The following is a 23696-nucleotide window of genomic DNA, read 5'->3' as shown; positions in this document are numbered from 1 at the left end:
TTGGTTTGAGACATTGAACCACTTGGTTTGAGACAGCCCGCAGCACCTCAAAACAGCCCCTGCTGGCCAATTTCCCGCCGCCCCTGCTCGCAGGCGTCGTTCCAGATCAGCAGCTCCCTGGCCGCGCTGCCGGCACCACCCCCGACCGTGTACTTAATGCCCAGCACGTCCATGTGCAGGCCGGCGAACACCCGGCGGATGTCGGGGTGGTCGTTGATGCTGATAACCATCGCCCCGCTGATAGACCTGGCCAGCTCGGCCATGCGCTCGTAGTGCTCGAAACCGAACTCGACCCCGTAGCCCTCGGTCATCCAGTAAGGCGGGTCCATGTAGAACAGGCTGTGCGGGCGGTCGTACTTGGCCACCACCTGCCCCCAGGACAGATGCTCGATATAGGCGCTTTGCAGGCGCAGGTGCGCCTGGCTTAGATCCTCCTCGATGCGCAGCAGGTTCAGGCGCGGGCCGGTGGTGGTGGCGCTGCCGAAGGCCCGCCCCTCGACCTTGCCACCGAACGACAGCTTTTGCAGGTAGTAGAAGCGCGCCGCCCGCTGGATGTCCGTCAGCGTCTCGGGCCTGGTTAGCTTCTCCCACTCGTATATCTGGCGGCTGCTCAAGGCCCATTTGAATTGCCGGATGAACTCCTCTAAATGGTGTTTAACCACTCGGTAAAGGTTGACCAAATCCCCATTCACATCGTTCAGCACTTCGACCTCGGACGGCTCCTTGGCGAAGTAGATGGCGGCCGCACCGGCGAACGCCTCCACATAGCACGTATGGGCGGGGAACTTGTCCAGGACGGCGGACGCCAGGCGGCGCTTGCCGCCTATCCAGGGGATGATTGGTCGGTGCTGAATCAACGGACTGCCTCCTTGCCTCCTCGGCTGAATACCACGGACCCCAGGATCTGGCGCCGCAGGCTCTCACTGTTGGCATGGGACGCATGGGCGACCCATGAATTGATGCGTTCCTGGACCTGCGCCAGGCTGATCTTTCCCTCGGCGTAGTCGCGCTGCATCGCGCGCATGGCGCGCTTCATCCGGCGCACCGAGTCTTTGCGCAGCAGGCGCTTGTGGGGCCATATCCGATAGCCCAGGAAGTTGACGCCCCGCGATGCCGGCAGGACGCTGGCCTTGCTGAAGCGCAAGCCCATGCTGGCCAGCTTGTCGTCGAAGGCGTCGCGCAGCTCCAGCGCCTCCTGCTTGCTGCGCACCAGCACCACCATGTCGTCCATGTAGCGGGCGTACCGCTGTAGGCCCATCGTGCGCTTGGCCCACTGGTCGATGCGGTTACCCACCAGGTTGGCGATCCACTGGCTGGTCAGGTTGCCCACCGGGATGCCCACCGGGTCAGTCTCGCCCGATCCGCCCGTGCTGGCGATGATGGCATCCAGCAGCTTGAGCGTGGCCGGGCAGCTGATCTTGTCGCGCACCACGGACCTGGCCAGCTCGTGCCGGATCGAAAAGAAATACTTGCTCACGTCCATCTTGAGCACCCAGGTGTCGCCGGTGGCCGCCATGCCGCGCAGCCAGCGCTCGACCCTGGCCGCGCCCAGGTGCGTGCCCTTGCCGGGCCGGCAGGCGTAGCTGTCGAAGATCATGCCCCGGTCCCAGATCGGGGCGCAGACGTTGCAGATGGCGTGCTGGGCGACGCGGTCCCTGTAGGGCGCGGCCAGGATCACGCGCTGCTTCGGCTCGTAGACCAGGAAAGACCGATACCGGCCGGGGCTGTACGTGCCCCACAGCATCTCCATTTGCAGCGCGCCCAGCTCCTCCCACATGCGGCCCTCGAACTCGGCCACATCGTACCTGTCGCGCTTGCCACGCCTGGCCAGGCGGTGCGCCTCGACCAGGTTGTCCCAGTCGATGATCTCCTCAATCAGATTCTTGCCTCGCCTTCCCATCTCACCTTCTCTTGTTCTGCAATAAGCGTCCGGGCGGGGCTTTCGCTTGCGCTACTCGCGCCGCCCGAACCGTCGTATTCGGCCTGCTCTCGCAGGACCAGGACGGACCGGCTGACCCCCTGTAGGGATCTTGGGTGACGGCGACACCGTCGCCGCCCTCTCTAGAATGGTGGTCACAGACGCAGCGCAGGCCCACATTGCCATTCGCATTCCACGGATTCGCATTCGAGTTCAGGGAGCGCGCGCCCGCGTTCACGCCGTCGTCGAAGTTGCCACCGCCAATGAAGCACCGCCAGCTGTCGCCGAAACCCGGCCCACCCCTTACTACTCTATCCCTCCAATCGCTGACGCCAGGCCCCGAGCATGGCGCCGACCTCGGCCAGCTTGCCGGCCGCATCGCCCACACGCTTGGGGCCAAGCAGATCCCGCTCGGCGCCGTGTCGCAGCAGCGCGTGGATGTAGCGCACCTGCTCGTCGGCCCGGTAGACCTTGCTTTTCTGGTTGGACATGGCCGCTTCGATAAGCCTCCGCACCAGCTCCCACAGCGCCTCCTCCAGGCGCGCGCCGTAGCGGAATCGCTGGTGACGCGGGATCTTGTCGATGTGCGGCCCTAAATCAACCATCAGCCGCTCCACCTTGTTCACGATTACCAGGCCCCGCTGTCGCGGGGCCGATTCAGGGTTCACGCTCACAGGGCGTCACAGACGCAGCGCAGGCCCACAGTGCCAGTCGCATTCCCCGGAGTCGCAGTCGAGAGCAGGGAGCGCGCGCCCGCGTGCACGCCGTCGTCGAAGTTGCCACCGCCAATGAAGCACCGCCAGCTGCTATTGGCGTTGTTGGTCCCGAAGACATACGAATACACCTGGCCGCGCGCCAGGGCCGCATCCTTGCCCACGTTGACAATGTCGGCCTTCCAGGCTGCCGTCGTCCCCAGGCCGACATCCAGGTGGTTATCCAGCCAGTCGTACAGGTTGCCGGCCGCGTCCACCACGTTGAACATGGACACCGCCTTGGCCACGCCGCCGGCGGTGGTGGGGCCGGTGTTGGTGGTTGCGGCCCAGGCCGTATCGTTGCTGCCATTGGCCCCTTGCGGCGCGCCCTCGGCGTAGGTCAGGAACTCCTCGACGGTCGGCAGGCGCTTGCCGGCGTTGCGGGCCAGCAGGTGGAAGTCGGTACGCGCATACACGTCGTCGCGCAGCGGCATGGCGCCGTAGCGGCTGACCGGGATGTTTTCCGGCCACACGCCGCTGCCTTCGCTGTTCAGGTAGATGTCCACCCACAGCCGGCCGGGGACCACTTCAACCATGCCGGTCGGGTCGCACGTCGGGCGGTGGCCCAAGTCCCACACGCTGTTCGGCACGATCTGCACGGCGGGCGCGATGGCGGTGTTGTAGCGCTGGGCCACGGTGCGCACGCGGCCGTAATGGAAGCCGCCGATCTTGCGGCTGGTCGCGGCCGTGTACCCGCCGGGCACCGTGATGTTGGTGCTGGCCACCAGGCCGGCGCGGCCGTCGTCGCCCTGGACGGCGTACAGGTACACGTCATCGCCCAGCGCCAGGCCGTCCAGCGAGCCGTCCTGGTTGCCTTCCTCGGTGGGGTCCCAGTCCGTCTTGGGCGGCAGCACATAGCCCTTGCCGTTGCCGCCGATGTTCACGATGCCCTCGGGCACGTCCAGGCGCATCGCGCCGGATGCGCTGATTGCGCCCATCATGCTGAAATGCCCGGCGCCCATGGCCGGAATCGCGTAGGTCTTCTCCGCCATTACGCTGCCTCCAGGTCAGAAATTGCTTGTTCCACGTCCTGCACCGTGAAGCCCAGGCGGAAGATTTCCGCCGTGGGGCTTTCGATGCGCTTGATCTGCACGCGGCGCACGTCGCCGTCCTCGTCCTGGCTTTCCAGGACGCGGTATTCCGGCTCGGCGCCGTCGGGCACCTCGTCCTCGACCAGGTCGCGGTCATGCACATACGTCCAGCGCCCGGCCAGCAGGCCCTCCCAGTGCCGCTTGAGCGTGGCCACGCCCTGCGGGCGGATTTCGCCCTGGACGGCCAGTCCTTGCAACAGGTCATAGTCGGCCCGCGTGCGCAGACCGTAGCGGGGTACTCCCTGCATGTCTTACTCCTCCTCGACAGTTAAAGCCGCCACGCCATCGACGCGGCTTACCGAGCGTCGATCCGCAATGGCATTGATGGCCGCCGCCAGCTGGGCCTCGTCGGCGATGTCCGGGTCAATGCCGGCATCGGCCAGGATGGCCAGCAGCTCGCGCTGCAGCATGTTGAACCAGGCCGCCAGCATCGGCGTGGCGCGCACGTTGCTGGCGGGGTCTCCGTTTCTCCATTCACCCTCGGATGTCACCCGGTCGGTGAAGGCACCTACTTTTTCCATGATTAAGCCTCCCGATAACCTACGTTCAAAATCAGCCACGACGGCGCGGCCTCATGCAGCGCGCACTCGATCAGCTCGTCGCCCCAGCTGCGCAGCGGGTCGCCGATCTCGGACCCGCCGATCACCGCCTCACGAATCACCCCGGACGGCACCAACACGTCCCAGGCCCATAGCCAGTCCTCGCCGTTCAGCGGGTCGCCGATCTCGGCGCCTCGCGGCCCGACACCGTTGGCCAGCTCCATCGTCGCTTCGTGCTGCTCAATGATTTCCGTGCCCGGGTAGCCCAGGCCCTCGGCCATGTCGATGTAGTCCGCCGCGCGCATCCCGCCGCGCCCGACAATGCGCCCAATCAGCGCGACCTGGCGGTCGGCCAGGCTCTGCACCGCCGGCGCGCACTGGCTGGGCAGGCTGTAGCTGGCCTCCCACTCGGGGAACAGCTCGCGCGCCTGGCGCGGGTCGGCTTCGGCCAGCAACTGCCGGGCGCGCGCATCGACGCGCACGAACTCCTGGGCCAGGCCCAGCAGCACGCGCTGCAGGCGGCTGTCTGGATCGGTTGGCCACACCACGCCGGGCGGCAGCATCGCAAACAGCAGCGCCCGGTAGTCGGCGTCGGTCAGTCCTCGATCCACTGCGCCCCTCCCCATACCGGCAGCACGCCGGTGCCATGCTCGACGTTGGCCGTCGGCCATTGCAGGTCGTAGTCCTCGACGCCCGGCGCCAGGCTGATTGCGCTGCGGATGCGGCTTATCAGCAGCGTGCCACCTGGCTCGCCCTCACGGTCCACCAGATCCTGCAGGGCTTGTGCGGCCGCCGCACGCACCGCCTCGGTATCGGGCAGCACCCACAGCTGCGGTACGAACGGCTCGGTTTCAGGCGCCACCACGTACACCTGCGCCTGGACGTTCTTCTGCGCCTCGATGTGGTCGGCCACGGCCTGCAGCAGCTGCTGCGACGGCAGCGGGCCGTCGCTGGCGTCGTCGGCCATGATGCGCACCACCACCGACCCCGGACCCATGCCCAGCGGGTCTTCCCAGGCGCGCGTGACGCCCGGCACCTGTAGCGCCCACTCCTCCCAGTCGCCGGCGGCGCCGCCACGCGGCACGCGCGCGCGGCGCAGCATGATGCGGTCGCGCCAGCTGCCGAAGGTCTCCAGGTCGGCACCGCCACGGATGCCGTCCTCATCGACCACTGCCTGGCCGACCACGCCAGGCAGCGGCGACACCAGGCGCAGCTGCACGCCGGCGTCCTGGTCACCCGCCGCGCCCGTCTCCACCGCTTCGACGGCGGCCACGGCTTGGCCGTCGGCGATCCTGACCTCCTCGGTGGTCCGATACTCCCGGCCATCCACCTGTAGCGTGGTGCCGGCCACGATTACCGCGTCGTCGCTGCCCTGGAAGCGCACCCGGCCCACCGCGCGCGACGCCGTGCGGCGCGGCACGCCCGCGCTATGCAGATGCAGGTTTTCGTCGTCGCAGGTTTCCGGGAACAGCTGTCGCTCCAGCCATTGCAGGTAGCCATACAGGCCATGCACCGCGCCGGCATCGGCAGCGGCCAGCGCCTTGGTCATCCGCACCGCCAGTTCGGCCTGGGCGCCAGGCAGGCGCGACAGCAGATCCTGGTCGATCCGCGTCAGCAGTTCCGGTAATGTGGGTCGCTTAAACGCCATGTAATCCTCCTTTATGCGGCGCTTTGCCACACGTACTCGTACTGCCGCTGCAGCACGGTGCCGTCGCCGCGCACGATGCCGATCAGCAGCTGCAGCACGCCGCGCCGCAGGTGTACGGCCTCGACCTCGACCGCGCGCGCGATCTCATCCTCGACCAGCCAGGCCAGCGCCTCCTCGGCGTACTGCTGCGCGCGGCGCAGCACCGAATCCAGCTCCTTCTCGCGGCACAGCAACCACAGACGCGAGCCGTGCGGGCGCGGGTTATAGACATCGGCCCACCAGCCGCGCCGGTCGGTGGCGCCATCGGGCAGCCGATCCTCGGGTAGCGCCCGACGGTCCGTGAACAGCGACAGCACCACGGCGGTCACCAGCCCATCGTCCGTGGCCAGGTCGCCACCGTCCAGCAGCAGGTCGAACACCTTGGCGGCGGGGTCGTAATGCAGTGCCAGATCCATCAGCCCATCCCCTGGTTCGGTTTGCCGGTCGTGCCGCCCGAGTCGCCCGGATGGTCGTGGCCGTCGTAGGTCTCGCGCATCTCGGACATGGCGCGCCCGCCCGAGTCGCAGCGGTCCCGGATCTCGCCGGTGCATTCGAGCAGCTCGGTCTCGGCGCGCACCTTCGGCGCGTTCGTGATGGTCACCGGCTTGCCGGCGCCGTCGATCACGATGCCGGCGCGCGTCAGATGCACGCTTTGCCCCTGGTCGTCGTACAGCGCCACTTCACCCTCTGCCAGGCCGACCAGGCGATAGCGCCGGTCATCGACCGACAGGGCCACCAGGTGCGCGCGCGCGCCGCTAATCGACGCCACGATGGCCTCGGCGCCGGGCAACGGGTGGCTGGTGTAGCCGTACTGCTGGAACCGCTCGGCCCAGGCCGGCGCATCGCCCAGCAGCGTCACCTGCACGCGCTGTAGCTTCAGGGCGTCATCGACCAGCACCAGCACGCCCCGGCTCAACAGCAGGCGCAGGCGGCGCCATACCGGGCCGACCACGCGCTGCAATATGCGACGTTGATCCGTCATTCCCACCCCCAGCCTGGCGACGGCTTCGTGGCAGTCTTGCCGCTGGCCTTCTTCTCGGACTCGGCCACCGGCACCGGCTCGAAGGCCGCCGGCGGTGCCACGCGCAGCTCGGCCGTGCGGCCGCCTTCGCCCTCGACCAGTTGCACGTCGGACACCAGCAGGCGCTCGTCCAGGCCCAGGTAGGCGTCCTGCACCAGCACCAGGTCGCCGGGACGCCATACGCCTTGCTCGTGGCGCCAGCCGCCCACCGTGTAGGTGACGCCCCGGCTCTTGGCCCAGCGCATGCGCGCCTCCAGCTCGGCGCGGGCCTTGCAGTCGGCCGCATCGGCTGGCGTGTCGCACACGATCAGCGTCTTGCGCGGCGCGCGCACACGCGGGTCGGATGCCTTGCTCTTGGGGCCGGCGGCCTGGCTGCCGCTCCAGGTGTCGCTGCCGGGCGTCTGCCCGACCACGATGTACTCGTTGAAGCGGTCGCGCTCGCTGAACACGCCGCTGCCCTTGCGAATGTTCCCGCCCAGCACCAGAGGCGTGGCGATCTCGCGCTGCACGGCGTGGACGATCACCAGGCGGCCCTGGGCATCGCTGACGATGCGCGCGCCACGGATCTGCGCGGCCCGCTCCAGCGCCTCGGCGATGGGCTGGCCATCCTCCAGCGCGAAGTCGGCGAACGGCTTGGTGGCCTTCACGGTGTCGATCACCTCGATGCCGTAGGGCTTGGCCAGCTTCTCGGCGATCTGCATCAGGGTCAGGCCGTCCAGGCGCACGTCCTCGCCGCTACAGTCGATCAGGTCGGCCGGCTTGCTGCGGCCGCTGGCGGCGATGGTGTGGCTTTCGGCGTCGTAGTCGGGCAGCACTTCGTCCAGATAGCCGGTCACCACCAACTCGTCGCCGACATGCACGGTGCAGGCCAGGCCAGGCGTCACCGGGCGGACCTGGCCGGCGTCGGACCAGCGCTCGGTCAGCGTCAGCTCGAACGAGTCTGCGATCTGCTCCAGGCTCATGCGGATGCGGACCTCCTGCCAGCCTTGATGCTGCTCGCTGCCCAGCTGTAGAACCACGGGTTCTCGGTTACTCACTCAATACCTCCAGTTCGATGCCGCCGCGCAGGGCGCCCGGATGCGGTACGCCGTTGCGGATGACGATCTCGTCGGCCCGGCGCGCGTCGCCATACAGGCGGTGCGCCACCACCAGGGCCGGCAGCGTCACCTGGGGCGTGTACGTGGTCAGGCCAGGCAGCGCCACAGCGCGGGCGCGCAGGTCGGCCGTGACAGCCGCACGCAGGGCCACCAGGGCGCCGTAGACCACGTCGCTAATCGGCTCCTCGGTGGCCATCTGCGCGTCGATCAGGGCCAGCGTGTCCTGGCCAGCGGCCTGCGCTTCCTGCCGGCTCGGCCAGTCGGTCTCGGCGACCAGGCGGGCCGCCGTCAGCGCGGCCGCGCGGCCGTTCAGTTGCCGGGCGGCGACCGCGTTCTGCGCACGCTGGCGCCGCTCCGGCGTGTCGGCCGCCGGCGGCGGCACCGCTGCGGCGCTTTCGGCCGTCTCGCGCAGCAGCCGCGCGGCGCGCACAGGCGTGCCAGGCGACAGCAGCACGCGGGCGCCCATGCCGGCGGCCGCCGCGTCGCCGGCCAGGCCCGTCGTGACGTTGGCGCCGCCGCCGTCATCGTCGGACTGGCCCACCAGGCTGCGGCCGCTGTACAGGTCCAGGGCGTTGATTGGGCGCATGACGGCGCCTTTCAGGCGGTTGTATCCGCCGATCACGATGCCGGCCACGTTCATGGGGAAGCGGATGAACTCGGCGACCTGGTCGGCGATGCCGCCCACCACGTCCTCGATGCCGCGCACCACGGCGGTCAGATCCCGCTCGACGGCCACCAGCGACCAGCCGAGCAGCCCATCGACGCTCCACTTGTCGGCGAAGTCGTCCAGGATCGACCCCTCGAAGATGTCGGCGGCCAGGCCGACCTCGCGCTGGGTGTCCATGGCCGTGGCCGGGTAGGACTCCTCGCCCGCCTCGGAAAAGGTCACCTGGAACGTGCAGACCCCGCCCTCGGCGGTCGATTCGCTCCAGGCCACATCGCTGGCCACGGCCATGACGCTGCCCAGGTACGGGTGCTCCAGCGTGGCCGCGCCCGGCGTGTCGAACGCTTCGATCAGGGCGTCGCGGTCGCGGTCGTAGTCGTCGCCGGCGACGAACAGCTGTAGGCGCCACTCCTTGGCGCGGCGGCCCATGTCTTCCGAATAGGGCTTGTCGCGGCGCGGGTATTCGTGGATTAGCCAGCGCCGGCCGCCCTTGGTGTCGGCGCGCTCCACATAGAACGGCACGCCGCGATATGCCCCGCGCATTTCGGGGTCGATGCGCTCACGCCACGTCATGCGTTACACTCCCTTACGCTTTGGAATGAGGGGAGAAAGCCATGGAAACCATTTTTCTGATACTGCTGTTGGCCTCGCTTGTTGCGCTGGCTGTTGGCATCGTCAGCCCACGCCGCGCGATGCCTTGGGCCAAATCGGCAACGCGATTTAAAGCGCTCGGCCTTTATCTCGGGATTGCGGTGATTTGCTTCGTTGGGTTCGGTGTGAGCACAGACGCCAAGAAAGCCGAACCCACGGCCACTACGGTCGCAGCGGAAAGCGCGCCTACGCCGGCCGCTCAGTCTAAAAAGCTTAGTCCGGCCGAACTTGTTGCGACGCGCATGCCTGAGTCCCAAAAGGGCTTTTTGGCCTTGATGGAAAAAGCGGCGCGCGAGTATGAAGCCGCACCCAACGAACTGGTGAAGTCGAAGATCGCCCAGCAAAGAAAGGTCGATTCCAGGCCGTTCACCCCGCAAGGAAAAGTCCAGAACTGGACGGGCACGATTGAACAGCTGGCCACCAACGGCGACGGCAAAGGCATTGTGGTCATACGCTCCAGCAGCACCGTCAAGTTTCAGACCTGGAACAATGCGCTTTCGGACATCGAGCATAAAACCCTGATCCCGCAAAGTTCGCCGTTGTATGACACCGTTGCAAGCCTTGATGTGGGCACGCCCGTCAGCTTCTCCGGCTCCCTCATTGCCGAAGGAAGCGTGACCGAACAAGGCTCGGTCATGCATCCCGAATTCATCGTTCGTTTCGATAGAATCTCGCCGTTGCATTAAGGCACCATCCCCAGCGAACCGGAGTCCACTTCAAAGTCCAGTCCGCCATTCCGGCGGGCTTCTGTTACGCGCGGCCGACCCTGGCTGTCGATCACGATGCGCAGTTCGCCGCCTACGTCAGCCCTGGCCACCGGCGCGGCCATTGCGCCGGACCCTCGGCCCACCGGCGCACCCAGCGCCACCGGCGGCGCGCTCGGGGCCGGCGGCGGCAAGCCCGGCGCAGCCGTCGCACCAGGCGCGCGCCCACCAATGCCCAGCCGGTCGCGCGCCCAGGCCGGAATCCAGCTGGTCAGCTCGGCCACCTTGCCGCGCAGCCACCCGGTCAACTGATCCCAGCGCGCGCTGATCCCGTCCCACAGGCCACCCACCCACTGCCCGCCGATTTCGGTCAACGGCCGCGCGCCGAACAGATCGAATACGGCGTCGATGCCCTTGGCCAGCAGCGCGGCCGGATTGAAGGCCAGCAGGTCCTGGGCGATCTCGCCGATGCTGCGGCTGAAGAAGGCGCGCACGCCTTGCCACAGGTTGCCGAACCAGGCGGTAATGGCGCTCCAGTTGTTGTAGATCAGCCCGACCGGCGAGAACGCCAGCAGGTCGCCAGCGATGTCGCCGATGCCGCGCCCGAAGAACGCCTTGATGCCTTGCCATAGCTGTCCGAACCACGCGGCGATGCTGTCCCAGTTGCGATAGATCAGATACACCGCGCCGGCCACGGCCGCGATGCCCGTCACGATCCAGCCCACCGGCGTGGTCAGGAAGGCCAGCGATAGTGCGCGGATGCCCGCGATGGCCGCCGGTATCGCGCGGGCGGCCAGGCCGACCAGGCCACGAGACACGGACAGAAGTCCGCCAAGGAATGAGGCTGTAAGACGCGCACCAACAACAACAGCGGTGTAGCCAAGCTTCAGCAGCGAAGCCACCACAAGCAGGATTGACACAATCAAACGGGTGGCCATGACCGCCGCCACGCCGCCCAGCAAGTTACCGAATCCGCCGACTCGCTCGGCAACCCAGGACACCGCCCGGCCTACCAGCTGCAGCGCGCGCCAGATTTGCATCAACCACTCGCGCACCCGGACGCCGATTGCGGCCTTGTTGGCCTTGACCAGGTCGCCGAGCCGAGACAGCCAATCGTTGATCGCCGGCAGCAGACCGCCCACAATGGTCATGCGCAACCCGCTGACCAGGCGGGTCATGTCATCAATCGCATCGTTGTAGCGCTTGCCCTCGGCGATCTGTTCCGGCGAGAACACCGCCCCCAAGTCATGGGCGGCCTGCTTCATTTCATCGATTTCAGCCTGAGACGCCCCGACCATCCCCGCCAGCTCTTTTCCAGAACCACCGAACAGCGCATCGACCAGGTTCTGACGCTCGGCGTAGTTGTTGATGTCACGCAGCTTGGACGAGACCAGGGCATAGAGTGCGTCCGCATTGCCCTTGGTGGCACGAATCTGCTTGTAGTCGATGCCCAGCCGCTTGAAGGCGTCGGCAGCCGGCCCCTTGGCCGTCATGATGAACTCGTCGGTATTGGCCTGCAGCGTGCGCATGCCGCGCACCAGCGAATCGTTGCTGACGCCAAATTGAGACGCCACATACATCCACTCCTGCAGCGCGGTGGTCCCCACTCCCAGCCGCTGCGCGGATAGGCGGATTTCGTCGCTGGCGCTGGTCACCCCGGACACCAGCCTATGGATGCCCCATGCCGCGCCGGCGGCCAGGCCGCCCAGGACCAGCGCCTGCTTGCCCAGGGCCTTGGCCTGGTTGATGGCGTGCCCCATCTGCGTGCCGACCTGGCGGGCCGCTCGTCCGAGCCGGTCCAGGCCGGCGCGCTGCGCCAGGCCGGACAGGCTGCGCTGGATGCCGCGCACAGGGCGCGTCACCTGGTCCACCAGGCGCATGACGATGCTGGTCACCATGTTAGCCACGGGCTTTTAGCTCCTCTGCAAGTGCTTCGGCCTGGCGATACCACCAGACCAGGTCATCCAGATCCATCTGCAGCAAATCGGCGGGACTGAATCCGCCGAACGCCACGGCCACCGACCGGATCAGTACCGGCCAGTCGCCTGGAGTTTGGGCAAAAAAGGCGTTACCGCCTTCATGGCCACGTCGATGTCGCGCGAGTCCAGCTCGCCGGCGGCGGCCACCGGGATGCGGGCCAGGGTGGCCAGCAGCGCCAGCGTCTTGCCCATTTCGCCGCTGGCCTTGTCCATCGCCTGCAGGTGCTTGCCCTTGATCTTGTTGGGCATGGCCAGCTCGGTGATGGTGCGCTCGTCGTCCAGCTTGCTGGGCTTGAAGGTCAGCGGCTCCAGCAGCGTGACGATGACGCCGTCGTCGGTGTATCGCACGCGCGCGGCTTCTTCCGGGGTCAGCTCCACGCCGCCGGGCAGCTCGGTGGTTTGGTCCATGTCTTAGATCCTTTCGCAGGTGCGGGCGGCCATGTTGAAGCGGATCTGGCCCTCGCCGCTGTTCAGTTCGGTGGTCTCGGTCACGAAGGCGCCGGTCAGCATGTAGTCCTGGCCGTTGTCGCACTCGAACAGGACCGTGGCGTTGTTGATCTTGCCCAGCTCGATGATGTCCAGGTCTTCCGTATGCAGGACCGTGGCCGTCAGGGTCGGGGCCACCGGCTCCTCGTTGTAGAAGACCCGGCGCCCGGCCATCTTGGTGGCGCGGTTCACGCCGCCGGGATTCAGCGTCGCGCCGCGCTCGGTGGGGAATTCCTGGCCATCGACGCGAATGGTGGCCACCCCGGTGATTTTTGCTCCGCTCATGGTTGTTTATCCTCCGTTTAAGGCCCCGTTAGCGACGGAACTGCGTTTGCTGCGCATGGACGCGGTACTGGCCGATCAGCATGGGCGAGTCCATGACGTTCAGCCGGTTGGGATCGTCCGGGTCGATGTTGGCCCGGATGCTCTCGGCGTAGCCCGCGTAGTCGCGCGTCCAGCCACGCTCGCCCATGAAGGTCAGGCGGTACAGGCTCAACAGCTCGCTGATTGCAACCTTGGGCGTCATGATGGGTTGGCTCGGGTCGTAGAAGTCGCGGTCCTCGTCGGCGGCCAGCTTGTGGCGCGGGTACTTCTGCGCGAACAGGCTGATCTGCTCGAAGCGGATGCGCTCCAGCGTTTCGGGCGTGTTGATGTCCAGGTAGCTGTCGTCGGCGATACCGGCGCTGTTCTCCTGGTAGGTCGTGATCTGACGCTCGATCTGCACCGTGCCGTCGGTGGCCACCGTGTAGGTGGCGATGCCGTCGTACAGCAGCAGGTTGCGCTCGTCGTCGCGCCAGCGCACATGCTCGGCCGGGCCGATCAGGCCGGGCAGCGCCAGGCGCTGCAGCGGCCGCGCCGGGTCGATGGCCAGCGATCCGGCCGCGACGATGGCGTCGGTGGCCGCCCACAGCCAGGTCGGCGACACGGCCAGGTTGGTGCCCATGATGGTGACGTGCGGGCTGTTGCGGCTGTTGCCCTTGGTGGCCGTGTCCGAATGATTGCCTCGGAAGGCGGCAAACGCCCGCCCGCCGATCTGGCGCATGGGGCCGTAGCGGTCGGACAGCTCGGCCTCGATCGTCTCCAGGCTGGTCTGGTCGGTGTAGGGCAGGCAGATCCAGTTCCACCATTCGGCGCCCATGGCGGCGATGGCGTCGTCCAGCTCGGGATTGACCGCCCCGCCCGAAAACGCGGTGTAGGTCAGCTCCAGGCCGGCCGGCTTGCCTTCGCCCTTGACGCTGTCGCGCAGGTCGATGTCGTTGCCGGTCTCGCCCTTCCAGCGGCAGGTCAGCACCACCTTGCTGGGCGTGTCCTCGTCGATGGCTGCCGTCACCGGCACGCGGTCATCGTCACCGACCGCCGTCACGATGGCCTGGGCCACTTCCTGCGGCGTGTCGCCGCCGGTGATGGGCACCCATACACGGTAGCCGGCGATGTACAGCGCCAGCGGCCGGGTCTCGGTCGGCCCGTCGGTCACTTCGATTTCACCGGCAGCGGCCACGGACACCGGAGCATCTTCCAGGGCGATGGCCCAGGTCTCGGTGTACAGGTCCACCTTCTTGATGGCGCGGAACATCTCGGCCAGCATCGAACCGCGGCCGAACAGATCGTCGCCTTGCTGCTCGCTGGTGACGCGCACCAGGGTGCCCGGCGCCTGGCTGCCCGACGGCAGTTTCTGGCCGAACACCAGCAGCTTGCCCTGGAACACGGCATTGCCGGCCAGGCGGTTGTCGAACTCGATGTACCAGCCCGGCACGCGCAGCGCGGCCGGGATCTCGTTGAACACGGTGGAACTGATAGCCATCAGTCAGCCTCCTTTGCTGCGGCACCGGCCTGGCTGGCAGGCTTGGCCTTCGGTTTCTTGGGCGGCTCGATCTCGACAATCGAGCCGTCGGCTTTGCGGCGCGCCCAGTAGCCACTCCAGTCCACCCAGGCGCCCTCGGCGGGCAACGGCTGGCCATCGAGCGGCCGGCGCACCACCAGCCCGTCCTGGGCCGGCTTGACGTACTTCTTGGTCACGGTGATACCTCCTCGTTGCCCGTCGGCAGTTGTAGATAACTCTCGGTGTTGGGGCCGTCGCCCACCTGGTGCGTGCCGCTGTAGATGGCGAAGTCGGCCAGCTCGCCCGCATCGCGCGCGGCCGGGAAACCCATCTCCAGCGAGAACGCCATTTCGTAGACGGCCACCCCCTTGCGCTGGGCCGTGGCCGGCGACAGCACCCGCAGACCCTCGAAGTGCAGCGTGCCAAGGTCGGCCGCCTTGTGCTGGTCCAGCGTGGGCACCACGCGCTCGACGATCTCGTAGGCGCCAATCTGGCGGCTGTTGCCGCGCTGGCGCTCACGTCCGCCGCTGGCGTGGCTGGTGACCGCATAGACCAGGTAGCGCCCGACGATGCGCCCGCGCGTGCGGCCAGGCGTGCCGCCGTCGAAGTACACCCACACGCCCGGCATGCTGCGAAACGCCAGCGCCAGGGCGTCCTGGTCCCACGGTCCGGGCAGCGTCTCGACCGTGCGCACGGCCTTGCCCAGCGCCTGCTGCACGGATTCGACGATGGAGTCTTCGGCTTCGGCCAGCATTCACCACCCCTTGAGCGCGTCGTCATCGAACACGCGGCCGCCCGAGCGCACCACCATCGGCTCGGCCACCGCCGGCGGCCGGGTGGCCAGCGGCATGTTCATCTGGCCGGACTGGATGCGCTTGAGCATGGCCACCGCGTCCTCGTACCGCTGGCGCGCCTGGTCGGTGGCCACGCCACGCTGTAGCCGATAGCGTGCGATGTCGGTGGCCAGCAACGTCAGCAGGCGCAGCGGCTCGCTGATTGGCAGGCGATAGCGCGCGGCCAGGTAGCCGTCGATCTCAGCGCTGGCATCCTCCAGCGCACGCTCGGCCACGGCCGTGTCGATCTCGCCGGCCTGGTCGCGGTCCGTCAGCTCCACGATCTCGGTCTCGCCGAATTGCTCGACCAGGTCGGCCACGCTCGCGTACATGCTCACCCCCGGCCGCCGGCCTTGGCCGTCTTGGCGGCAGGCTTGCCACGGCCACCGACCTGGCCAGCGCCTTGACCCGCGCCCTGGGTGCCGCCCGCGCCACCCGCCTGTCCGCCGGCATCGCCGCCGCCTTCCGGCGTCTTGGGCGGCTCGGCCGGCACGGTCGGGCGCGTGTCGCGGATCACGCCCAGCAGGGACAGGCGCATGATCTCGGCCTGGTCGGCCTTCTCGTCCAGCTCGATCTCGCCGCCCGCTTTCAGGCGCTTGCCGTTGCGGCGCACCGGCTCCAGTAGTGGAAACTTCATGGGTCACATCCTCCTAGTAGTGCGGCCCGCCCGCAGGCGGGCCGTGTGGCCAGGGCGGCCGGTTACGCGCTGGTGACGCCCTGGATCAGGAAGCCGGACTCGATGCCGGACAGCACCGGGCTACGCTCGTAGGTGACCGGGTAGATCCAGCTCTTGCTGTTGCGCTCGTTGTACGGCTCCTCGACCAGCGGGTGGCCTTCGAGCGTGTACGTGTAGCCGAACGACGGCGTGCGGGCCGAACTGACCTGGGCGGGCACGAAGGCCAGCACCGCGACGTTGCCCCACACGTCCACCATCTGGTCGCTGCCCTCGTTCATGTAGACGGCCTCACCCACTTCCAGCGTGCGCAGGTTGAACAGCTTGGCCAGCATCTCCTTGGTCACCGAGTCGCTGGACGTGTACTTGAAGCGCTCCAGGATCTTCGGGTGCTCGGCCAGGGCGTTGAAGCCCGCCGCCGACACCACCATGGTGTTGGGGCGCAGGCCCACGATGGAGCGCACCGCCTCGCGGTACTCGCGGATCTGCTTGGCCGGGTCGGAATCCGGGTCGTTCCACACGTCCGAGCCGGCCAGCGTGTCCTTGTTGTTGGCGCCGTAGTTGGCCGCCTTCGTGGCGATCTCGGCCTGTTCGATCTCCAGGGCCAGCGACAGGATCTCCATGACCTCGTTGGTGGCCTCGGTGCCCAGGTCGATGCCCGGCACCTGGGCGGCGTCCTGCATGTGCTCCCAGGGCACCTTGCCCTCCAGGGCGTCCTGCACCAGGGCGAACGGCTTGCCCTCGTAGCCGAACTGCACGCGCTTGGTGTTGGCGCCGGGCGCGCGGCGGGTGGTGTAGCGCTTGAAGCTGTCGCGGCCGAATTCGATGATCTGGCCGCCGCGCTGCTTGACCGGCACGCGGGGGAACAGCGTGAAGCCCACACGCTCGGGATGGGTGTAGCCCTGGGCCACGTTCGACAGAATCGGGTCGATCACGCGGACCTGGCGGGTATTCATGTTCATGTTTGACGGCTCCTTAAATGATGGTTAGCGGCGGGTCAGCAGCACTTCGACGAACTCGCCGGCGCCGCTGGCCCCGTCCAGCGCCTGGGCCAGCACCGCCTCGGTGCTGACCTCGCCCTCCACGGGCACGGTGGCCACGATGGCGCGGCCCTGGGCGTCGCTGACGATGTCATCGCCCAGGTCGATGGCGCCGCCGGACTCGATCACGGTGGTGCCGATCACGTCGATGGCCAGGTCGTCGCCATCCAGGGCCGACGTGGTGGACACGCCCAGGGCCTTGGCGCCGGCGGCGGTCACCTGGGCGCCGCCGAACCCGACGAAGCGGCAGGCGGCGACGGCGCCGGCAGCGGTCACCGTCAGGGTCAGCAAGGGGGTTTTCTGGCTCATGGCGTTACGCTCCTTTCCGCTGGACGGCGCGCACGGCCGTCACGTAGTCGCACTTGTGGGACTCCTGATAGGCCAGGGCCTGCTGGTGCAGGCGGGCCTTGTCGGGGTCCACCTGGTAGCCCTGGGGGGCCTGGAAGGCGCCCGCCTCGGGCAGCTCCTCGGCGCGGCCGCGCTCGGCGTAGTCCACCGATTGCGGCAGCTCCTTCAGGAAGCCTTCCAGGAAGGCACGGGCGCTGGTCTTGGTGCGGGTCGCCCCTTCGCCGAACTCCAGCGGCTGCTCGGCCTCGTCGCTGGCCATGAAGGCCACCAGGCCGTCGCGGTGCCGGGGCAGCACGCGCCCCTCGGCCACCAGCTTGTCCACCAGCTGCACACTGGTGGCCGCGCGCTCCTGGCGCTCGCGCTCGGCGAACGCCGTTTCCTTCTTGGCGATCTCGGCCTCGCGGTCCTCGATCTCCTTCTGTTTGCGTTCCAGTTCCTGCTTGTCCACGTCGGTTACCTCCTGGGTAATGGTTGATTTGGGGGATTCACGAAAAGCCGGGCCGGGCTTCGCCGCCTCGATGTCCTCGACGGCCCAGTCGGGCAGCACCCGGTCGGCAACCTCCAGCCCCTCTTTGCCGATCAGGAAGTCGCGCAGCGCCCGGAACAGGCGCTGCACGGTGCCGGCGCGCACTTCGCCGAACTCCAGTTCCACCACGTCGCCGGCGTCGGCGTCGGCGTCGGCGAACTCGACCTGGCGCAGCCCCTTGACCGCCGGCGGCTGGGCGCCCAGGAAACCGACGTGCCGCAGATAGAACACGCCGGGCACGGGGTTGTTGGGGGAGTCGGGCCGGTAGAAGGCGGCGGACACCTTCTTGAAGCGGCCGGCCTCGACCAGCTCGGCGAATGCCGGCTCGACCTGGTCGGGTTCGGCCTCCAGGGATTCGCCATAGCTCAGGGACTTGACCCAGCCGTAGGCCGGGCCGTCGTGGCGCGGGTGGCCCACGACGATGGGCGCTTCGTGCTTGGCCGGGTCGTAGGCGGCAGCGCTCGCACGCAGCTGCGCCTCGGTGAAGCCGATGGTTTCGCCCGACATCGCGGTATGCGTGCCAGGCCGGAAGATTTCGATTCGCTGCATGTGGCCTCCGTACTCGTGGAAGCCAGTATCTCGGGACGCGCGCCGGCGCATCAGGTGAAGCACTTCACCGGATGGCGGATTGGGGGGGGATGGGGGAGCGGCGCAGGCGAATGCCGGCCACCCGTATATCTAACCACCGGACAGGTCGGTCGGCAACCTGTTTAAAACCCGTTTAACAGCCCGCAGGCGCGTTTAATGGGTCGATGGTGGTGCAACGGGGCATGCCAGGCCCCAGAACGGCCGTTTTGGGCCTCCCAGGCCGGGGCCGCTATCGGGCCTCGGGCGGCAAGGCGTGGCGCACCAGGATCTCCTCGATGACCTGGCGGTCTTCCTTGGACAGGCCCAGGTACGGCCGCGCGGGGATTTCCACCTGCTGGACCAGGGCAAACGCCTTCTTGGGATTGCCGATGGCCAGGCGCCCGCCGTTCTTGGCCCGAATGATACCGCCCAGCTGGTGGATGGCGCCGTATATCTTGTTGGTGCCTTGCTCCAGGACGCCATCGCCGACCTGGTAGTGGATGGAGCCGCGCAGGCCGGCGCCGCCCGTCTCGGTCAGGATCTGGTCGTTTCGCTTGTTGGCCAGCGTGAAGGCCGTCAGCGGCTCCCAGGGGTTGCCCGCCGGGTCGGTCTCCGACCGGAAGCGCTCCTCGACCGATCCCTGCAGGTGCTCGCCGATGTCGAACAGGGCCGGGCGGGTGCTGCCCATGTTGCGCACGATGCGCTCCAGCACGTCGCCGACCACCTGGTCACGGATGTCCACCTCCAGCTGGATGCCTGCCATCGTCTAGTCCTCCAGGTCGCCCGGGCGCCGGCGCAGGGCGGCCAGGATCTCGGTCATCATGGCATCGGCCAGGATCTCGGGCAGGCCGGCGCGCTTGCGCTCGACCGTCTCGCGGGTGCGCTGCGCCACGGTGCGGCCAGGCGCATAGTTCCAGCCCGGATCGACACCCTCGGGCACCTGCTCCTGGCGCGCGCCAGTCGGGTCTTGCCAGGGCGTGCGCCGCACCGGCGGGGCCGTATCCGGCCCGGCCTTGCCCAGTCGCCGCAGGTCCGCATCGCCCACGGCCACCACCTTGCAGCTGCACCCCCAGCCGTTGGGTGGGTAGTGCTCGTTCCACCAGGGGTCATCGGCGCGCAGCACCATGCCATCCCAGGCCAGATGCTCGGGCCGGGGATCTTTGCTGCCGCCGTGCAGGTAGCGCCAGTACGGCCGCACCCGCAGCAGGTCCGGGTCGGTCAGCTGGGCGTGGCGACCGGCCGCGTAGGCGCTGCGCAGGTTGGTCTCGTAGATGACGCGCGTGCGCCAGCCGCGCCCGCCGCGATAGTCCCAGCCGGTCTTGGCCACCGTCTCGTCGAACCGCTCCCGGAACCTGGCCAGCGTCGTGCCCTGGCTGATTGCCTCGTCCACGGCCGCGCGCAGATCCTTGAGCAAGTCCGCCTTGGCCGCGCCCGCCACCATGAACGCGGTGTCGTGGGCATCCTTCCACACGTCCGTCCAGCGTCCGCTGGGCAGGTTGATCTTGTTGCGAAAGAAGGCGATGGCCTCCCGGAACGGCAGGTCGCGGTACTGGACGGCCATTTACTCCCCCTCGGCCACATCGGCCCGTCCGGCCAGGGCGGCCGCCGCAATGGCCCGGCGCATGACCACGGCCAGCTGCTCGCTGGGCATGTCGGCGTACAGGCTGTACAGGCCGTCGCGGATCTCTTGCAAGCTGCCGGCGTTGGCCACCAGGCGGCGCACCGGCTCCATCAGCGCGGCCATCGCCGGCTCGGCCTCGCGCTCCAGGCGGTCGGTCATGGTGTCGGCGCGCAGCCGCACGCTGTCGTCGCCCTCGGCAAAGCCAAAGGGCGATGCGGCCGCCGGCGGCGGGCGGTTGTCCACTTCCCAGTCCTCGCCGTAGTGGTCCTGGACGTAGCGCAGGGTCGGGCGGTAGCCCAGGCGGGACACGCGCTCGTCGCGCTCGGACAGGCGGTTCAGATCCTCGGGCTGCTCCATCTTGCGCCACACGCGCGGCGCGGCCGCGCCGGGATAGTTCCACTCGGTCAGCCAGCGCGCGACGCCCGCGTTGAATGATTCGCACAGTACGTCGGCGTCGGCCTTGGTGATGTCGTCGCGCACGTCGCCGGCCATATCCTCGCCGCCCAGCCGGCCCGGCGCGCTCTCGCTGGACCCGGTATGGCCCAGGGTCACCTTGGCGATGGCCCGGTCCATGCGGTCGTACAGCTCGGTGTAGTCCGCCGTGCCCGACCTGGCCGCCTCGATAAGTTCGATGTCCATGCCATCGGGCAGCGCCACGCCCGAGTCGCTATGCACGGCCTGTAGGGCCTGTAGCAGCCGGTCCTTTTGCTGCTGGGTGGCCGAGCCGGGATAGTGCCCCTTGGCGGTGGGCTGGCCGAACTTGTCCAGGAACACCAGCCACAGCCGCAGCCCGTTGCGCTTGAAGAACACCGGCCAGTACAGCCAATGGCCCAGGCCCTGGCCATAGGGTTCGTCGTCGTGGTCGGCCCCGGTGGCAAACGTCCAGAACTTGCGCCCCGGCAGCAGCTCGCCGTCGGGTTTGTTGGCCGTGAGCATGCGCAGCCGACCGGCACCGTCGAAGCGAAAGCGCCGGCGGTTGCGCACCTTGATGGCCTCCAGCGTCACATGCCGGCCATCGCGGCCGTACATGCACTCGCCCACGGCGTAGCCGTAGAACACGCCGTAATGCATGCCCATGGTGGTCTGGTCGAACTTGATGTTGTCCAGCTGCTCGCGCAGGAAGTCGGCGGCGGCCTGGTCCTGCGCGCCGGTGCCGCCCGGCTGCACGTCCCAATCGGCCGATATGACCGCCAGCTGACGCTGCTGCCAAGTGGCCTTGACCTGGTCATCGCGCAGCAGCTCCTCGTACAGGCGCAGGTCGCTATTGCCCCGACTGCGCAGCACGGTGTCGGACGGCTGCAGCAGCTGCAGGGGCGAGACAAACCCGCGCGTGATGTCGCGGCCATCCATCGTGGTGGCCACTTCCTGCATGATTGGTTTTTCGTTGTCCGGCTTCTCGTTCTCGGTCGCCATCTAGAACCCTCCCATATCCAGCGAGCCGCTGACGGTGCCCCAGCCGGTATCCGTGATGCGCCCCACGTCGGCCTCCACGGCGTAGCTGTTGCGCTTGACGCCAGTGCTCATAAAGTCGATTTCCCGGTCGGCGGGATTGGTTGCGGCGAAGTTCATCAGCGCGCCCGCGATGGCCCCGTCGCCGTGGCGCACCAGGTCGGCATCTTTCAGATCCTTGCGCTCGATCTTGGGCACCATCGGGATGCCGTCGATGTACTCGACGGCGCGGTGGTCATCCTCCAGCGATGCGTCGCGCGGCAGGGCAATGAAGCCGTCCTCGAACAGGCCGATGTACTTGCTCATCCATTGGCCGTACCAGGCGCGCGACAGCACTACCTCATGCACCGGCCCGCCGTAGTAGGTGCCCGTGTCCTCGTTCAGTTCGGCCCGCCCGTAGCGGTCGCCGGTGTACTCCATCAGCGTCTGGCCAGGGCCGGTGCTGTCCCCGGCGAACGTCCACCGCTGCAGCCGGTCCAGCAGGAACCACAGGATTTGCTCCTGCTGCCTGGTAGGCGCGTTGGCCAGCTCGACCAGGAACGGCACGTCGCGCGCCAGCTCGGTGGTGATGCGCGCCGGCTTGATGATGGAAAAGTGCCGATGTCGCGCGAAGTCCATGCCGACCGCCCAGCGCCCGGCGAAGCCTTCCATGGCGGCATCCAGCACCGGCGCCAGGTGGGCCGCCATCCACTTCTCGCACCACGCCTCGCGCTCGGCCTCCGAGCGCCGGGGGAAGTCGTCATCGAACACCAGGCGCAGCACCGGCCGGACCTCGGGCATGGCCCGCTCCAGCCACACGGTCGGGATGGCCGTGCCCTGGCCGTCGCGCGGGATCACGTCCAGTTCCTCGCGCATGGCCGCCTTGCGCGGGCCGTAAGCCGCGCGGATGCTCTCGTACCAGTCGCGCTTGCCCTCGGGCGTGGCCGGCCGGCCAGCCATGAAGCAAACACGCTCGTACAGGCCGTTGCCGACGGCGTCATCAAAGCCGATGCGGATCACGCCGGCCTTCTTGCCGTAGCGGCCGGCGCGAACGTCGCTTACCAGCTCGTTGAAGGCGTTTTTCTTGCCCCGGTGCGTGGACCACACGCGGATGCGCCCGCCCCAGATCAGCAGGGCCGTGGCCGACTCCAGGACGTGCGCCACGTTCTTGTGCAGGGCGGCCTCGTCGATGTTGACGAAGCCCTGTAGGCCGTGGATGTTCTCGGGCCGCGACGACAGGGCCGTGACGCGAAAGCCGCTGGCAAAGCGCACGCGGAACGCCTGGATCTGGCGGCTGCCGCCGTCCGGCAGCTGGTCCTCGAAGATGTGCATCTCGATGCGGCTGGCCTGGCCGCGCGCCACGATCTGCGCGAACTTGCCCACGTAGCCGATGTACTCCAGGCCCTTCTCGCGGGTGTCGGCCATGTACCAGATGTTCGCCCCGCCGGCCTCCTTGGCCGTGGCCGCCGTGATGGTGTCGGTCAGGGCCTGGGCGAAGGTGATGCCGGTGCGCCGGCCCTTCTCGCACACGGCGATGTCCAGATCCTGCTGCATCCGAATCCAGGCCGATTGATGCGCCATGAGCACGCCCTCGGCCATCGGATTGAAGTCGGCCGGGATGCTGCGCACGGCCTCGGGCAGCTCGTCCCACTCGACGATGCGCTGGGTATCGGGCAGCGGGGCCAGGGTGTTTTCTGCCATCGCTACATACCCATCAAGACTTGTTCACGCCAGAACTTGGCGTCCTCGGCGTTTAGGCCCTTGGCCACGGCCGCATCCTCGACGCGCTGCGCGGCCGCCTCCAGGGCCTCGCGGCGAACCTCGCGCGCCCATTTCTTTTGCCCCAGGCTCATGCGGCCGATGTCGGCCAGGGCGTGCGTGACGGTGGCCATGTACTTGGCCGCCTTGTCCGGTTCGTGCTCGGCGTTGCGCAGGGCGATGGTGATGCGCAGCAGCTGCTCCTGGACGATGCGCGCGGTGGCATCGACCAGCGACCCCCGGCTGTCGTCGTCGTCCTCGGTGAACGCGCGCGCCATTTCGGTGGTGCGGCGCACGTCGCCCATAGCCAGCTCGAACTCCTGCTGCAGATCCTGCCCGTATCGCTGCATGGCCGAGCGCGACACCTGAAAGCCCCGCTCGGCCAGCCAGGCGGCCAGGCCCTCGTAGCCCTGGAATCCGTTGCCGACCAGGCGCTGGTTCAGCTCGTCGCGGACCTCGGGCGGTAGGTCATAGACCTTGCTGCGCTTGGGCAT

Annotated in this window: 29 protein-coding genes; 1 reads left to right on the top strand and 28 read right to left on the bottom strand. The window is 68.0% G+C overall.

Going from position 1 to position 23696, the window contains the following annotated elements; translation table 11 throughout:
* Positions 1 to 47 precede the first annotated feature (47 nt).
* From CSC67_RS06190 to CSC67_RS06135, 12 genes are all read right to left on the bottom strand, one after another.
* Positions 48 to 854, bottom strand: a complete 807-nt coding sequence (locus CSC67_RS06190) for a DNA adenine methylase (RefSeq protein ID WP_118993837.1) — start codon at positions 852 to 854, stop codon at positions 48 to 50.
* Complete coding sequence (locus CSC67_RS06185) at positions 854 to 1900, bottom strand: reverse transcriptase domain-containing protein (protein ID WP_118993625.1); 1047 nt, start codon at positions 1898 to 1900, stop codon at positions 854 to 856. Before CSC67_RS06185 ends, CSC67_RS06190 begins: the two co-directional genes overlap by 1 nt.
* Positions 1901 to 2229: 329 nt before the next feature.
* On the bottom strand, positions 2230 to 2544 hold the full coding sequence (gene avd, locus CSC67_RS06180; RefSeq protein ID WP_197723105.1) for a diversity-generating retroelement protein Avd: 315 nt from the start codon (positions 2542 to 2544) through the stop codon (positions 2230 to 2232).
* A 44-nt stretch (positions 2545 to 2588) separates the two neighbouring features.
* Positions 2589 to 3662 (bottom strand): phage major tropism determinant, encoded by a 1074-nt coding sequence (locus CSC67_RS06175; RefSeq protein ID WP_118993624.1) that lies wholly within the window; start codon positions 3660 to 3662, stop codon positions 2589 to 2591.
* Positions 3662 to 4009 (bottom strand): hypothetical protein, encoded by a 348-nt coding sequence (locus CSC67_RS06170; protein WP_118993623.1) that lies wholly within the window; start codon positions 4007 to 4009, stop codon positions 3662 to 3664. Before CSC67_RS06170 ends, CSC67_RS06175 begins: the two co-directional genes overlap by 1 nt.
* Positions 4010 to 4012: 3 nt before the next feature.
* A complete protein-coding gene (locus CSC67_RS06165; RefSeq protein WP_181391112.1) occupies positions 4013 to 4282 on the bottom strand; it encodes a hypothetical protein in 270 nt (89 codons plus the stop codon).
* A 2-nt stretch (positions 4283 to 4284) separates the two neighbouring features.
* Positions 4285 to 4911 carry a YmfQ family protein gene (locus CSC67_RS06160; RefSeq protein ID WP_167752776.1) on the bottom strand — a complete coding sequence of 209 codons (627 nt, stop codon included), beginning with the start codon at positions 4909 to 4911 and terminating at the stop codon, positions 4285 to 4287.
* Positions 4896 to 5948, bottom strand: coding sequence for a baseplate J/gp47 family protein (locus CSC67_RS06155; protein WP_118993621.1), 1053 nt, complete (start codon positions 5946 to 5948; stop codon positions 4896 to 4898). Before CSC67_RS06155 ends, CSC67_RS06160 begins: the two co-directional genes overlap by 16 nt.
* Before the next feature lie 11 nt (positions 5949 to 5959).
* Positions 5960 to 6403 (bottom strand): phage GP46 family protein, encoded by a 444-nt coding sequence (locus CSC67_RS06150; protein ID WP_118993620.1) that lies wholly within the window; start codon positions 6401 to 6403, stop codon positions 5960 to 5962.
* Positions 6403 to 6969, bottom strand: coding sequence for a phage baseplate assembly protein V (locus CSC67_RS06145; protein WP_118993619.1), 567 nt, complete (start codon positions 6967 to 6969; stop codon positions 6403 to 6405). Before CSC67_RS06145 ends, CSC67_RS06150 begins: the two co-directional genes overlap by 1 nt.
* Entirely contained in the window at positions 6966 to 8045 is a 1080-nt protein-coding gene (locus CSC67_RS06140; RefSeq protein WP_135227432.1) for a phage baseplate assembly protein, read from the bottom strand. The genes CSC67_RS06145 and CSC67_RS06140 overlap by 4 nt, the downstream gene beginning before the upstream one ends.
* Positions 8038 to 9342, bottom strand: coding sequence for a DNA circularization protein (locus CSC67_RS06135; RefSeq protein ID WP_118993617.1), 1305 nt, complete (start codon positions 9340 to 9342; stop codon positions 8038 to 8040). Before CSC67_RS06135 ends, CSC67_RS06140 begins: the two co-directional genes overlap by 8 nt.
* Positions 9343 to 9383: 41 nt before the next feature.
* Between CSC67_RS06135 and CSC67_RS06130 the strand changes: the two genes are divergently transcribed.
* Positions 9384 to 10106, top strand: coding sequence for a hypothetical protein (locus CSC67_RS06130; RefSeq protein ID WP_118993616.1), 723 nt, complete (start codon positions 9384 to 9386; stop codon positions 10104 to 10106).
* On the opposite strand, the gene CSC67_RS06125 is transcribed toward CSC67_RS06130, so the two are convergent.
* From CSC67_RS06125 to CSC67_RS06050, 16 genes are all read right to left on the bottom strand, one after another.
* On the bottom strand, positions 10103 to 12031 hold the full coding sequence (locus CSC67_RS06125; protein ID WP_135227431.1) for a phage tail tape measure protein: 1929 nt from the start codon (positions 12029 to 12031) through the stop codon (positions 10103 to 10105). The two genes, CSC67_RS06130 and CSC67_RS06125, sit on opposite strands and share 4 nt — an antisense overlap.
* A 120-nt stretch (positions 12032 to 12151) precedes the next feature.
* Positions 12152 to 12511 (bottom strand): hypothetical protein, encoded by a 360-nt coding sequence (locus CSC67_RS06120; protein WP_060833174.1) that lies wholly within the window; start codon positions 12509 to 12511, stop codon positions 12152 to 12154.
* Positions 12512 to 12514: 3 nt separating this feature from the next.
* Positions 12515 to 12874 (bottom strand): phage tail tube protein, encoded by a 360-nt coding sequence (locus CSC67_RS06115; RefSeq protein ID WP_060833175.1) that lies wholly within the window; start codon positions 12872 to 12874, stop codon positions 12515 to 12517.
* 28 nt (positions 12875 to 12902) lie between these two features.
* On the bottom strand, positions 12903 to 14390 hold the full coding sequence (locus tag CSC67_RS06110; RefSeq protein ID WP_118993614.1) for a phage tail sheath subtilisin-like domain-containing protein: 1488 nt from the start codon (positions 14388 to 14390) through the stop codon (positions 12903 to 12905).
* Entirely contained in the window at positions 14390 to 14605 is a 216-nt protein-coding gene (locus CSC67_RS06105) for a DUF2635 domain-containing protein (RefSeq protein ID WP_060833177.1), read from the bottom strand. The genes CSC67_RS06110 and CSC67_RS06105 overlap by 1 nt, the downstream gene beginning before the upstream one ends.
* A complete protein-coding gene (locus CSC67_RS06100) occupies positions 14602 to 15162 on the bottom strand; it encodes a DUF1834 family protein (RefSeq protein ID WP_118993613.1) in 561 nt (186 codons plus the stop codon). Before CSC67_RS06100 ends, CSC67_RS06105 begins: the two co-directional genes overlap by 4 nt.
* A complete protein-coding gene (locus tag CSC67_RS06095; RefSeq protein WP_118993612.1) occupies positions 15163 to 15573 on the bottom strand; it encodes a gp436 family protein in 411 nt (136 codons plus the stop codon).
* A 2-nt stretch (positions 15574 to 15575) separates the two neighbouring features.
* Positions 15576 to 15878 carry a hypothetical protein gene (locus CSC67_RS06090; protein WP_118993611.1) on the bottom strand — a complete coding sequence of 101 codons (303 nt, stop codon included), beginning with the start codon at positions 15876 to 15878 and terminating at the stop codon, positions 15576 to 15578.
* Positions 15879 to 15940: 62 nt separating this feature from the next.
* Positions 15941 to 16876, bottom strand: a complete 936-nt coding sequence (locus tag CSC67_RS06085; RefSeq protein WP_118993610.1) for a major capsid protein — start codon at positions 16874 to 16876, stop codon at positions 15941 to 15943.
* A gap of 24 nt (positions 16877 to 16900) precedes the next feature.
* The gene (locus tag CSC67_RS06080; RefSeq protein WP_102776375.1) at positions 16901 to 17263 is read right to left on the bottom strand and encodes a capsid cement protein; all 363 of its coding nucleotides are present in this window, start codon (positions 17261 to 17263) and stop codon (positions 16901 to 16903) included.
* 4 nt (positions 17264 to 17267) lie between these two features.
* On the bottom strand, positions 17268 to 18377 hold the full coding sequence (locus CSC67_RS06075) for a peptidase (RefSeq protein ID WP_118993609.1): 1110 nt from the start codon (positions 18375 to 18377) through the stop codon (positions 17268 to 17270).
* 268 nt (positions 18378 to 18645) lie between these two features.
* Positions 18646 to 19158: a phage virion morphogenesis protein gene (locus CSC67_RS06070; RefSeq protein WP_060833184.1), complete on the bottom strand. Its 513-nt coding sequence runs from the start codon at positions 19156 to 19158 to the stop codon at positions 18646 to 18648.
* A gap of 3 nt (positions 19159 to 19161) precedes the next feature.
* A complete protein-coding gene (locus CSC67_RS06065; protein ID WP_118993608.1) occupies positions 19162 to 19956 on the bottom strand; it encodes a phage head morphogenesis protein in 795 nt (264 codons plus the stop codon).
* The gene (locus tag CSC67_RS06060) at positions 19957 to 21429 is read right to left on the bottom strand and encodes a DUF935 domain-containing protein (RefSeq protein WP_118993607.1); all 1473 of its coding nucleotides are present in this window, start codon (positions 21427 to 21429) and stop codon (positions 19957 to 19959) included.
* Entirely contained in the window at positions 21430 to 23145 is a 1716-nt protein-coding gene (locus CSC67_RS06055; protein ID WP_118993606.1) for a hypothetical protein, read from the bottom strand. It lies immediately after the preceding gene.
* A 2-nt stretch (positions 23146 to 23147) separates the two neighbouring features.
* Complete coding sequence (locus tag CSC67_RS06050; protein WP_060833188.1) at positions 23148 to 23696, bottom strand: DUF3486 family protein; 549 nt, start codon at positions 23694 to 23696, stop codon at positions 23148 to 23150.

The sequence above is a fragment of the Pusillimonas caeni genome, assembly GCF_003545815.1.
GTDB classification, from domain to species: domain Bacteria; phylum Pseudomonadota; class Gammaproteobacteria; order Burkholderiales; family Burkholderiaceae_B; genus Pusillimonas; species Pusillimonas caeni.
Note: the sequence above shows the minus strand (reverse complement) of the source record. Positions and strands in the feature narration are given on the sequence as shown.

Excerpts from the sequence above, each read along its gene's own strand:
- CSC67_RS06185 (WP_118993625.1), bottom strand. The coding sequence starts at position 1,900 with ATGGGAAGGCGAGGCAAGAATCTGATTGAGGAGATCATCGACTGGGAC.
- CSC67_RS06175 (WP_118993624.1), bottom strand. The coding sequence starts at position 3,662 with ATGGCGGAGAAGACCTACGCGATTCCGGCCATGGGCGCCGGGCATTTC.
- CSC67_RS06170 (WP_118993623.1), bottom strand. The coding sequence starts at position 4,009 with ATGCAGGGAGTACCCCGCTACGGTCTGCGCACGCGGGCCGACTATGAC.
- CSC67_RS06165 (WP_181391112.1), bottom strand. The coding sequence starts at position 4,282 with ATGGAAAAAGTAGGTGCCTTCACCGACCGGGTGACATCCGAGGGTGAA.
- CSC67_RS06155 (WP_118993621.1), bottom strand. The coding sequence starts at position 5,948 with ATGGCGTTTAAGCGACCCACATTACCGGAACTGCTGACGCGGATCGAC.
- CSC67_RS06150 (WP_118993620.1), bottom strand. The coding sequence starts at position 6,403 with ATGGATCTGGCACTGCATTACGACCCCGCCGCCAAGGTGTTCGACCTG.
- CSC67_RS06145 (WP_118993619.1), bottom strand. The coding sequence starts at position 6,969 with ATGACGGATCAACGTCGCATATTGCAGCGCGTGGTCGGCCCGGTATGG.
- CSC67_RS06135 (WP_118993617.1), bottom strand. The coding sequence starts at position 9,342 with ATGACGTGGCGTGAGCGCATCGACCCCGAAATGCGCGGGGCATATCGC.
- CSC67_RS06130 (WP_118993616.1), top strand. The coding sequence starts at position 9,384 with ATGGAAACCATTTTTCTGATACTGCTGTTGGCCTCGCTTGTTGCGCTG.
- CSC67_RS06120 (WP_060833174.1), bottom strand. The coding sequence starts at position 12,511 with ATGGACCAAACCACCGAGCTGCCCGGCGGCGTGGAGCTGACCCCGGAA.
- CSC67_RS06115 (WP_060833175.1), bottom strand. The coding sequence starts at position 12,874 with ATGAGCGGAGCAAAAATCACCGGGGTGGCCACCATTCGCGTCGATGGC.
- CSC67_RS06110 (WP_118993614.1), bottom strand. The coding sequence starts at position 14,390 with ATGGCTATCAGTTCCACCGTGTTCAACGAGATCCCGGCCGCGCTGCGC.
- CSC67_RS06100 (WP_118993613.1), bottom strand. The coding sequence starts at position 15,162 with ATGCTGGCCGAAGCCGAAGACTCCATCGTCGAATCCGTGCAGCAGGCG.
- CSC67_RS06095 (WP_118993612.1), bottom strand. The coding sequence starts at position 15,573 with ATGTACGCGAGCGTGGCCGACCTGGTCGAGCAATTCGGCGAGACCGAG.
- CSC67_RS06090 (WP_118993611.1), bottom strand. The coding sequence starts at position 15,878 with ATGAAGTTTCCACTACTGGAGCCGGTGCGCCGCAACGGCAAGCGCCTG.
- CSC67_RS06085 (WP_118993610.1), bottom strand. The coding sequence starts at position 16,876 with ATGAACATGAATACCCGCCAGGTCCGCGTGATCGACCCGATTCTGTCG.
- CSC67_RS06080 (WP_102776375.1), bottom strand. The coding sequence starts at position 17,263 with ATGAGCCAGAAAACCCCCTTGCTGACCCTGACGGTGACCGCTGCCGGC.
- CSC67_RS06075 (WP_118993609.1), bottom strand. The coding sequence starts at position 18,377 with ATGCAGCGAATCGAAATCTTCCGGCCTGGCACGCATACCGCGATGTCG.
- CSC67_RS06070 (WP_060833184.1), bottom strand. The coding sequence starts at position 19,158 with ATGGCAGGCATCCAGCTGGAGGTGGACATCCGTGACCAGGTGGTCGGC.
- CSC67_RS06065 (WP_118993608.1), bottom strand. The coding sequence starts at position 19,956 with ATGGCCGTCCAGTACCGCGACCTGCCGTTCCGGGAGGCCATCGCCTTC.
- CSC67_RS06060 (WP_118993607.1), bottom strand. The coding sequence starts at position 21,429 with ATGGCGACCGAGAACGAGAAGCCGGACAACGAAAAACCAATCATGCAG.
- CSC67_RS06055 (WP_118993606.1), bottom strand. The coding sequence starts at position 23,145 with ATGGCAGAAAACACCCTGGCCCCGCTGCCCGATACCCAGCGCATCGTC.
- CSC67_RS06050 (WP_060833188.1), bottom strand. The coding sequence starts at position 23,696 with ATGCCCAAGCGCAGCAAGGTCTATGACCTACCGCCCGAGGTCCGCGAC.